Annotated in this window: 12 protein-coding genes; 5 read left to right on the top strand and 7 right to left on the bottom strand. The window is 68.3% G+C overall.

The features are described 5' to 3' along the window. Window positions 1-399: 399 nt before the first annotated feature. Together ABZS69_RS64790 and ABZS69_RS64785 are read right to left on the bottom strand one after the other, a co-directional pair. On the bottom strand, window positions 400-1,515 hold the full coding sequence (locus ABZS69_RS64790) for a hypothetical protein (protein ID WP_355394401.1): 1,116 nt from the start codon (window positions 1,513-1,515) through the stop codon (window positions 400-402). A gap of 69 nt (window positions 1,516-1,584) precedes the next feature. Continuing rightward, window positions 1,585-2,985: a hypothetical protein gene (locus tag ABZS69_RS64785; RefSeq protein ID WP_355394398.1), complete on the bottom strand. Its 1,401-nt coding sequence runs from the start codon at window positions 2,983-2,985 to the stop codon at window positions 1,585-1,587. Window positions 2,986-3,427: 442 nt separating this feature from the next. Here ABZS69_RS64785 and ABZS69_RS64780 point away from each other — a divergent pair, with 442 nt between their 5' ends. Further along, on the top strand, window positions 3,428-3,622 hold the full coding sequence (locus tag ABZS69_RS64780; protein ID WP_355394395.1) for a hypothetical protein: 195 nt from the start codon (window positions 3,428-3,430) through the stop codon (window positions 3,620-3,622). 65 nt (window positions 3,623-3,687) lie between these two features. After that, window positions 3,688-4,053, top strand: coding sequence for an STAS domain-containing protein (locus tag ABZS69_RS64775; RefSeq protein ID WP_355394392.1), 366 nt, complete (start codon window positions 3,688-3,690; stop codon window positions 4,051-4,053). Between the two features lie 241 nt (window positions 4,054-4,294). Here ABZS69_RS64775 and ABZS69_RS64770 read toward each other — a convergent pair whose 3' ends face one another. Further along, complete coding sequence (locus tag ABZS69_RS64770; RefSeq protein WP_355394389.1) at window positions 4,295-4,741, bottom strand: hypothetical protein; 447 nt, start codon at window positions 4,739-4,741, stop codon at window positions 4,295-4,297. Between the two features lie 154 nt (window positions 4,742-4,895). Further along, complete coding sequence (locus tag ABZS69_RS64765) at window positions 4,896-5,624, bottom strand: HNH endonuclease family protein (protein WP_355394386.1); 729 nt, start codon at window positions 5,622-5,624, stop codon at window positions 4,896-4,898. 461 nt (window positions 5,625-6,085) lie between these two features. Between ABZS69_RS64765 and ABZS69_RS64760 the strand changes: the two genes are divergently transcribed. After that, window positions 6,086-6,328 carry a hypothetical protein gene (locus ABZS69_RS64760; protein ID WP_355394383.1) on the top strand — a complete coding sequence of 81 codons (243 nt, stop codon included), beginning with the start codon at window positions 6,086-6,088 and terminating at the stop codon, window positions 6,326-6,328. A gap of 169 nt (window positions 6,329-6,497) precedes the next feature. On the opposite strand, the gene ABZS69_RS64755 is transcribed toward ABZS69_RS64760, so the two are convergent. Continuing rightward, window positions 6,498-6,854 (bottom strand): DUF4158 domain-containing protein, encoded by a 357-nt coding sequence (locus tag ABZS69_RS64755; RefSeq protein ID WP_355394380.1) that lies wholly within the window; start codon window positions 6,852-6,854, stop codon window positions 6,498-6,500. A gap of 345 nt (window positions 6,855-7,199) precedes the next feature. On the opposite strand from ABZS69_RS64755, the gene ABZS69_RS64750 reads away from it, so the two are divergent. Then, window positions 7,200-7,343, top strand: coding sequence for a hypothetical protein (locus ABZS69_RS64750; RefSeq protein WP_355394377.1), 144 nt, complete (start codon window positions 7,200-7,202; stop codon window positions 7,341-7,343). A 179-nt stretch (window positions 7,344-7,522) separates the two neighbouring features. Here ABZS69_RS64750 and ABZS69_RS64745 read toward each other — a convergent pair whose 3' ends face one another. Further along, window positions 7,523-8,662 carry an FAD-dependent monooxygenase gene (locus tag ABZS69_RS64745; RefSeq protein WP_355394374.1) on the bottom strand — a complete coding sequence of 380 codons (1,140 nt, stop codon included), beginning with the start codon at window positions 8,660-8,662 and terminating at the stop codon, window positions 7,523-7,525. Window positions 8,663-8,784: 122 nt separating this feature from the next. Here ABZS69_RS64745 and ABZS69_RS64740 point away from each other — a divergent pair, with 122 nt between their 5' ends. Then, window positions 8,785-9,399 (top strand): TetR family transcriptional regulator, encoded by a 615-nt coding sequence (locus ABZS69_RS64740; RefSeq protein WP_355394371.1) that lies wholly within the window; start codon window positions 8,785-8,787, stop codon window positions 9,397-9,399. A 3-nt stretch (window positions 9,400-9,402) separates the two neighbouring features. On the opposite strand, the gene ABZS69_RS64735 is transcribed toward ABZS69_RS64740, so the two are convergent. After that, window positions 9,403-9,756: hypothetical protein (locus ABZS69_RS64735; protein ID WP_355394368.1), on the bottom strand; the 354-nt coding region annotated here is incomplete at its 5' end.

The raw sequence follows: 9,756 nt of genomic DNA, 5'->3' as shown, positions 1-9,756 counted from the left end.
AGGGGATGCGGCCGCCGCCCGCGACCAGTACGCCGCCCTGCTCCCCATCCGCGAACGCGTCCAGGGCCCCGACCACCCCGACACCCTGACCACCCGACGCAGCCTCGCCCGCTGGACGGCAGAGGCAAGTCCCGACGAGTAAGGCCAGCAGAATCCGCGCACTGTTCCGTTACCTGCGAGTAGGGGAGTGGGACGTGCTGCCCGTCCTACTCGTCAGTGACGCGCTCAGGGGCGCGAGCCGCCGAACCGCGCCACCCTGTCGCCCGCCCTGCCCACGTGGCTGATCCCTACTTGGCGCGCAGGTCGTCAGTGCTTCCCCTCGGGGACCTCGGCTCGGGGGAAGCCTTCCCTACGTGCCCGCGCCCCGGGAGCCGGTGCCGGGGCATCGCGCGGGTTCTCCTACAGGTCGACGATGATGGCCGGTCGGATGTGGCTGAGGTCCAGCCCGTCGATCTGGCCGTGCAGGACCAGGTGGAACTGGGCCTCTGGGATCAGCCGGGTGGGGTCGATCTCGGTCTGCTGGCCGCGGAAGTAGCGGTAGCAGGAGATCCTGCCCGCCTTGCGCAGCTCACCGAGAGCCGATCGCACCGCCTCGGCCGGCAGGTGCGAGCCTTTGACGAAGGCGGCGATGGTGACGATCAGCGGCCCGGCCGGCACCTTGGCGGCGTCGGTCCAGATCTCGCGGGCCAGATAGTCGGTGACGTCGGCGGGCGGTTCGGCGGGGGCGGTGACCTCCAGATCGTCGAGCATGGCGCAGGCCTCGGCCAGGGCGTCGCGCAGGCGGCTGCGCGACCCGAACACCTGGGGCCGGTCAGCGGCGGCGCGGGCGGCGGCGATCTTATGGGCGAGTCCCTCGATCCGCGAGGCCCAGGCGTGCCAGTCCAGTACCTCGCCGCGGCCCGGGTAGCGCTCGTCGTCGCGGACGCGTTGTTCCACCTCGTAGTCGATCTGCCGGGCGAAGTCGACGCGGTCCCGCTCGTCTTGGCGCAGCCGGCGCAGCTCGCCCAGGTAGGGGTCGCCGTAGTAGGCGGCGTCGTCGCTCGCCCACCCCTCCTCATCGTCGTCCTGGCCATCAGCGGGGTCGGGGCGGTCGCGTTCGGCGGCCAGGGCGGCCTCGAACGCGGCCTCGAAGGTGCCGTCCATCTTCTGCAGCAGGTCCCACAGCCGCAGGAAGGCGCGCACCCACAGCACTTCGTCGGCGTCCAGCACGGCATCGGCCGCCCGGTGCAGCCGTTCGTAGGCGCGCCGGGTCTGTTCAGCCTCGGCGGCCGACTGTTCGACGGTGCCCTGCAGTTGGCCGCGCGTACGGGCGGCCTCGGCGGGCACCACCGCGGCGATGCGGGTGCGGTGTTTGGTCAGGTAGGTGATCTCATCGAGGTAGCGGGCGCGGTCGGCGAGCTCGCCGAGTTGCCCGCGCGCCTCGCGGATGCCCAGGTCCCGTTCCACCGGCGGCTGTCCGGCCGCCTCGGGTGCGGCCGCGTCCGGGCCGGCCGGGTCATTGCCGATGTGCGCCATAGGCCATAGGTGTACACAATGCACACCTGGTGCCGCAGGGCTTTGCGCCGAGCGAGGCGAGTGACCAGATCAGCGGTAGAAGTCCAACGGCGGATAGTCCTCCCCTTCGACTGCCCGCCACACCTGCTCGAACGGAGACCATCGCGTGTTCTCGAACGACGGCCGTCCCTGCTGGCCTCGATGATGCGGCGCCGGCCCGGTCGGCCCGCCGGGCCCGACCAGGGAGTGATCGACCGCGCGGGAGCGCCAGTAGGCCTTCTTGATGCGTTGTACCTCGAGGTCGCTGAGGAAGCTCAGGCGGTAGCCTTGGCGGGCGTGGCGGCCGCGGGCGTCGGTCAGCAACGCGAGCGGAACCTGGGCATCGATCTTGACGCTGTAGTCCACCCACAATCTCTGCCGGAGCTGGTATCCCGCCGCTTCGTAGTCGCTGGCCACGCGGCGGCAGATGTCCGCGACGATGGACCCGCACAAGCGATCGCCCCGGTGCGGTGTGGGAAGCTCCAGCCTCAACTCGCCGTCCAACCTGGCGGCCTGTTCCAAGAACAGCAGTCCTTCCAGCAGCGCGTCGCGGTTGATCAGCAGAACACCCAGCTCGAACAGGGCCATGGGGTGCCGGTCTTCGGCTTTGGCCTCGAGTTCCAGTCCACGCGGGCCGAACCACTGGCCCAGCCGGTCCGTCGTCAACTGCCCGGGGGGCCGGGCGACCAGCAACGCCATCGCGGCCTCTCGTTCCACCGGTTGCGCAACCGGCAACGGCGAGACCACGTCCTCCTGCGGCAGGCCCGGGCCCGGGACCGGCAGCCCCGGTGACAGCTGCCCTGGTGGCATCGTTGTAGCCCGCTCCTCCATGGCCAACTCCTCTACGGCCGGCTCCTCAGTGGCCGACTCCCCCATGACCGGCTCCTCAGTGGCCGGCCGCGACGTTGCGTGCGCAGGCTCCGCGGCTGGGACGACCGCAGGCGGGATCGCGGGAGAGGCGGTCACGCGCGGGAACGGCACGACGGTGGCCGCCTCGGGCCCGTCGGCCTCCTGCCCCGGCGATGCGGGCGAAGGGCCAGCCGACGCAGGCGGGGCATCCGCGGTCGGCTGAGCGGCGGGCGGCCCCGCCGACGCGCTCCCGGTGACGTCCAACTCCGCGACGTTCAACTCGGTGACCTCCAGGAACAGCTGGTACAGCTGATCCATCGTGCCCAGATGCGCGTCCGGGTCGACACCGGTCTTGGCCAGTTCCTCCCGCAAGATCTCGAAGACGCACGCGGCGTTCGCCCAGTTCGGGCCTTTTTTGCGGTCCGAGCCGGTGAAGACCGCCGCGACCGTGGTCTTGCTCAGGCCCAGGCCCAGTTTGTTCCTTTCGTGTTTGACAATGCGCCTGTAGGAGATGGTTCCCGCTTTTGTGCGCAATCGCCGCATTTCGCTATAAAACCGCTCCCAGGGAGCGCCGACCGCACGGCCAGTCATCGTGCCGGCCACCGCCAATCAACGTGCTCGGTAAAGGTGAAGAAGATTGTCCCGCACCCGGGCGACACTTCGGGGCGCACACACCACGCGTGGGTGAAGCCGGGACGATGCGGTACGGCGAAAGACCGACAAATCTCCTTATTTTGGCAGCTCAGACCTGTCCCGGAACGTCCCGCGGAACACCCTGGGACACCCGCGGAACGATTCACGCCCCCAGCTATCCGAACGCCATTCGTCCCGCGAAGTCCCGCAACGGCATGGAAAAGAACCGCCTCGGCACCGGACCAGCCTGACCGTAAACATCAGGTCTTTTAGCCCCGTAAACAAGAAGGGGCGTACACGTCTTTGCCCTCGACCTGATTCCGCGCTCACGCCGCCAGGCGGCGTGCCGGACGCGGGCCATGGCCCGTACGCCACATGACCCTTGACCCTTCACAACGACGTGAGGAACACCATGAACAACAACCGGGGACTCTGGGTGGCCGTGATCGTCACCGCCGGTCTCGTCATCGCTTTCGCCGGCGGCGCGCTGGCCTGGCTGGGCGGCACCCCCACGCCGCTGGCCGTGCTGGCCGGAGCGGCAGGCTTCGCCGGCTTCGTCAGCCTCGCCTTGGCCATCACGAGATACCTGACCCGTGCGCAGGACTGACCCTCATGGCCGCTCCCACCTGCTCCCGCCCCGCCAGAAGGTCCACCCGCTGCCGGGGAGCCGTGATGATCCCGCTGACATTCGCCTGCCAGCACGTGCCCGGCGTGAGCGTGATCTCCATCGCCGGAGACCTGGACGCCGCCAACGCCGACCAACTGGACGACCAGCTGGACGCCTTCCTCGGCCGGGCGCGCCGGCAACCGGGCGATCACGTGGTGCTCGACCTGAGCGAGGTGCCACGTCTGGGCCGGTCCGGCCTGCGCGTGCTGCTCAATATCCGGGCCCTGCTGCGCCGACACGGCGGCGACCTGCACCTATCCTGCCTCCAGCAGGCCCCCGCCCGGCTGCTGAACGACACCGGAGCCAGACGCGTCCTGACCGTGCACCACAACGTGGAACAGGCCATCCTCGCCGCGCTGCAGGCACGCTGAACGCTGCGAGCTGGCGGGCGAGTGCGACCACTTCGGCCTTGCGGGCGACGTTGTCTTCGTTGCGGGAGGCGTCGGCCTCCAGCCAGGCCTGGTGCCGACGGCCGACGGCACTGGGGAGCAAGGGCCACGCACGTGACCGAACGCGGCGACCCGGGTCCACCCGCCCAGCGTTGTCGCGAAGGCAAGCTCAACGGCACGGGGTGCGGCCCTTGCCAGCCGGAACGGCCCGCGAGTAGTGACCTCAGCCGCCAGGCGCGCGGTCTGGCAGGGTGTCGCGAGCGCGGCGGCGCGAGCCGGTGCCGGTCCGGCGCCCCGCCCACATGTCCACGTATCCGAGCCTCTCCAGACGTGCTCGCAGGAGCCAGAACATGGCGGCCAGCAGCACGGGCCTGTAAACGATCTCTCTCCAGGAGACGCCGGCCTTCCACGCCGCGACCACGCCAAGAGCCATCACCGCCCATGCGGTGATGATCGCCGACCGGGCGTGATGGCCATGCCACCAGGAGCGTCCGGCCTGAAAGGCCAGCATTGGGGGGGTGATGCCCAGCCAGAACACGATCATCAACGCCCAGAGCTCATGGTTGAGCCCTGCGGGGGACCGGGCCCACGCCAGCAGTTGCGTGAACGAGAATGCCACCAGCAGGACCGCACTCAGCGCGATCTGCATGACCATGATGACCAGCCACACCCGGCTCCGCCACACCCGCCATCCCCATCCCGACTCGATCGGCGGCATCCCCCTCATCGCTACGACTCCCTTCGCGACACCAACGACAACACCGACAACGACACCAACGACGCTGGCGACGTCGACCGGGTCGCCAGCAGGCGGGCGGTCACGATCAGCGCTGCTCGCCGGTGGCGGGCAGGCGCTGGGTGGGGCAGGCGTCGGCGAGGTCGGTCAGGGCCTGCTGCTCGGCGGGGTCGATGGACAGCTGCCAGCGGATCTTGATCGCGGTCCACTCGGCGGCATATCGGCAGCGCGCGGGCTCGTACGGCGGCTGCCAGGTGGCCACGTCCTGGTCCGCCTTCGACCTGTTACTACGAGCGGTGACCGCAACGAGATGCCAGGGTTCACGCAGGTCGTTGGCGTAGTCCTGACGCTGGCCAGCGGTCCAGTCGTAGGCGCCCGAATCCCACGCCTCTGCCAGCGGCACGAGATGATCTACATCGAGTCCGGCCGGGCCATCGACGTACTGATCGTCGTAATACGAGTACCACTGCCCGCCCGACAACCGGCAGCCGGCCCCGACTTGGGGCGGGGTGGCGGCTTCGTCGAGGAGGACCTCGGCGCGGGTGTTGCAGCCGTCGCGGTCGGCGTCGACCCAGTGCCTGAACGATGTGCGCTGGTAGCCCTCGCGCCGCTCGCCGGCCACCGGCAACATGGCGACCGCGTCGGCCAGCAGCGGCCCCTCCGCACGCTGCGCCGCGGCCTGGAACGTGTGCTGGGCAGGGCGCGTGACCGCGGCCGCGGGATCGGGGATCGCGGCCATCAGGGTCACGCTGGCCAGGAGGGTTGCGCCGGTGAGGGTGGTGCTGATCAGGTTGTGGCGCCGTGGGGGGTGGGGCATGCCGGTCCTCTCGCAGATAACTACAAAGAGCGAATCATCAACTACTTAATGTAGTGATCTTTGTGGGGCCGACTCTCTACCGGCGTGGTGACCGTTCGGTTTCCCTGACGCATCGACGCCCAGGTGCCGTTGGCGAGGAACATGCACGCCCCGCGGCGTCACCGGCCGACGATCATCTTCAGCCGGGGTCGCTGGGCTTTCCGTCGAGCGGGGGCCAGTGGGACAGGACGGGGAAGGTTGTGCGCGTGCACGATGTGCACGACCGCCTGTCTACGCGCGTTATCTGGAGCGCGCGAACGGCGTGCATGTGCACACTGCGCAAGTCCCCCGTTGGCGAGCCGACCGGCCATGATCGGAACAGGAGTAGTAAAGCGGGATCTTGGGAAAGTTTTCCAGGTCCGGTGGAACCAACCGCACAACCATGACCATGGCGAAAGCGTGACAGGCGAGGGGAGACGACTTTGAGAGGTCCGAGGTACAAGTTCCTGCTGGAGGGCTGGGAGAATCGCAGCGTGTGGGGCTGGGATGAGAACACCAGCAGTTACTGGGCGGACCTGTGGCTCAACGACTCGGACGACGACGAGCCGACCTCGAAAATCCGCGATGTCCCCTCGCCCATGACCGAGCTGTACTCGATGCTCCTCAATCTCACCGACGCCGATCCGGATCATCTCGAGCAACTGATGGATGAAAGCATGCGCTGACCCGTCCCCGGGCCCCGCCGCCCGTTGGCGTAGCCGGCGGGGGCCAGCGGGTCAGCGGCGGGGCCGGTAGGCCTGGCGAGTGGCAGCAGGTGGGCCGTTACTGGCTGATCCCCTTGGGACGACTGCCTGAAGAGCTATTTCACGGCGCGCGATTGCCCTGCTACCTGGGTCAACTCCGCTCGGCGTACTTGGTGACAGCTTCCTTAACGACAGGCCACTTCGTAGCGTCCGCGGTCGTGCAGGTGCGAAAGCCCAGGTGCGTGCGGATCTGACTGCGGTGGTACTCGATCGTGGAGCCGGACCACTCATAGAAGCCGAGCTCCGAGGCAGGAACCTGGACCTGCTTGGCCACGTGCTCGACCACGTCGTCCGGCAGCTCCGAGCGACCGCGGGGGAACCGACCGTACTGCGTGTAGAACTTCAGCAAGATCGCGAAGCCGAGTCGTGTGGCGTCACGCTTCCCGGCGATGAGATCGCGCTCTTCGTCCAGGATCGTCCAGTGCTCGACCAGTTCGTCGATGTGCATTGGGGGGTGTTTCATGACCGCCCAGCATTGACCAGGCAAGTCACAACAAGATCAACCCCGTTTGGGGCTCATGACACGTTTCTTACCGGCACCCCTGGATGATGACGTCTTGTTCGTCGGTGGAGCAGCGGGCGTAGCCGACGCGGGTTCCGTTCACGGCTCCGAGTGTTCCGGATAGGGGGCCTTCGCCGGAACAGTTCGCGGAACACCTATACGGAACACCTCGACCTGGGGCGCTGTCTCGGCTGGCGGGTGTTCCGGTGGGGGATCCCCTTACGGAACATTAGTTCAACCACAGGGAGGGTGCGGCCTTGGCCTGCGCCTGAACTGGTGATCCTGCCTCCGGTGGTGCTGCCTCTGACGCCGTGGCGTCGGGACCGGGCGGTCGCGGCCTTGTCGCAGTTGATCACCGCCTGGTGGGACGAGCACCTCCACGCCATCGACGACCGCTCGGACGATGCCGCCCAGGACGTGGCCGAGGGCCGATGAGCGGACATCTGGTCTTCCAGGGCCGGGGCCGCCCGATCCGGGCGGCGATTTGAACAGCTGCGGGCGTCTTCAAAGGGCAGGTCTCGCGCCCCGGCCTCGATCGGCTGCACAGCGCGTTCTCAGTCTGCGGGTTCCTGCTCGCCGTGCTGTCCGCGCAGGCCGGGCTGACAAGCGGCTGATCAGGTCGCCGCGAACATCTGGGCTGCCAGGCGCCGCGAGTCGTCGATGGCCGCGAAACCACGCGGCAGCATGATTGCCTGGTAAGCCGCAACCGCTTCGACCAAAGATTTCCCGCCTCGTACGGCGGAAAGGATTTCATCCGCCAGCGTGGCGGCGTCGGCCAGCGCGGTGTTCGCTCCGGCACCCGCAGTGGGCGGCATGGTGTGGACCGCGTCGCCGAGCAGAGTGATCGGGCCCGGCACCCATGCCGGTATCCGTTCGCTGATCCGGAACGTGATCGGGAAAAACGATTCGGTGTCGGCGCGGGCGTAGATTTCGCGAATAGCCGGATGCCAGTCGGCGACGGTGTCCGTCGAGAGTTTCCACAGTTCTTCCGACGACATGCGGAACAGCCTCTCGTCCGTGACGCCGAGATGATCCGGGGTCGCGACGAGGGTGACCATCAGATAGTCCTGCGTCCCGTCCATGGGGGTGCGGAACCGGACGGTACCAAACCCGGCGCCGCATGTGCTGCCGCCCGAAACCCAGCACAGACCACGCTCGAACTCCTCGGGAGACAACGACCCGGTGAGGGGCATCCGGCCGTACAGACACCGCAGACCGAAGTCGTGCAGCACCGCTTCGGGGAGCAACCGGCGCCGAATGGCCGACCCGACGCCGTCCGCGCCGACCAGCAGATTCCCCTCGTCGCTGCCGCCTTCGGCGAACTCGACCCGCACCCGTCCCGAGTCGGTCACCTGATAGCCGGACACCGTGTGCCCGAACCGGACGACGTCCTCGAGGCCGGTGAGCAGGCCCTGGCGGAAGGTGTTGCGGTCGACGGCGGTGAGCTGGTCGGCGGGAATGTCGGGGAAGTGCTGCGTGAACACCTGCCGTAGCCCCGTGGTGAAGGTCGTCACCAGATCGCCGTTGCGGCCGCTGGTGCGGCGCAGCACCGCCAGGACGTCCGGCGGGACGCAGTCGGCCAGTGCCCCGTTGCCGGTCGGGTCGATGTGGATCCGGTAGCCCTGGTTGCGGGTACGGGGTGTCGGGTCCTGCTCGTAGACGACGACATCGAGCTCGGCGTGGTGCAGCGCCTGCGCGAGTGCCAGGCCGCCGACACCGCCACCGGCGACGAGAATCCTTGTGTTCTCCGGCATTTCACTCTCCTTGTTCACTGCGATGCCCCCAATGGTGCGCCCGGGAAGCGGCGCTGTCAAACGTTCATTTGATTCATTCAGATAGGCGCATGATAGTGCCAGGCGGAGGTATGATCGCGTGCATGTCCGCGTCGAAACCCCGAAGGTCCCCCAAGCCGCAGGAGCGGCAGCGCGATCCCGAACGCACCCGCGCGCTGATCCTGGACGCCGCGATGGTCGAGTTCGGCGCGCACGGTTACGCGGGCGCCCGGATCAGTGCGATCGCTGCCCGCGCCGGGGTGAACGTGCAGCTGATCTCGTACTACTTCGACGGTAAAGAGGGCCTGTACCAAGCCATTTCGCGGCAGTGGCAGCAACGACAGGGCAAGCTGGCACCCGCGGGCACGCCGTTGCCGGAGCAACTGCGTCGCTATGCGCTGGAGGCATTGCGCAACCCGGACGGGGTCCGCCTGCTGGCCTGGAACGGGCTCGAATACACCGGATCCGACGCGCACCCGTCGACCGGCATGTTCGCCGAAACCATCGACGAGCTGCGGAAGCTGCAAGAGGCCGGCAAGCTGCCCGCCGATCTCGATCCGGCCTGCCTGGTCGTCATGCTGATGGCGATGACCATGGCGCCCACCACGCTGCCGCACATCATTGAGGGAACCTGCGGCGTCGACCCACGCTCGTCCGAATTCCTCGACCGGTTCGCCGGCCAGGTAGCCGTCCTGGCCAGGCACCTCGGGCTCGGCTGAACATCAGGGCCCGCTTCGATCCACGGCCGAATGGCTATTGAGGCCAGCGGCCGGGTCTGCCGCGAGCGTGACGTCCGGGTCCTGGTCGCGGGCGGCGTCGACCAGGTCCGGCTCGGCGTCCGGCTCGGCGTCGTCATCCCAGAGGTCGGAGTCGTAGGGCTCGCCGCGGGCCAGCCGCTCGGCGCGCATCTTCTCGCGTTCGGCGTCGGTGATCCCGGTGATGTACGGGTGCCACCGGAATACGGCAGAAACGGGCCGCGGAGCGGCGTAGCCGCTGTTCAGCGTCGAGCCAGCGCCTCGTACGCGGTGGAGCGACCGATCTTGAGCGTGCGGGCAGCCTCGGTGATCGAAACGCCG

It is taken from the genome of Nonomuraea sp. NPDC005650 (assembly GCF_040605375.1).
In the GTDB taxonomy this organism is placed as follows: Bacteria; Actinomycetota; Actinomycetes; order Streptosporangiales; family Streptosporangiaceae; genus Nonomuraea.
The sequence above is the reverse complement of the archived record's forward strand: the minus strand, read 5'-3'. Positions and strand labels throughout refer to the sequence as shown.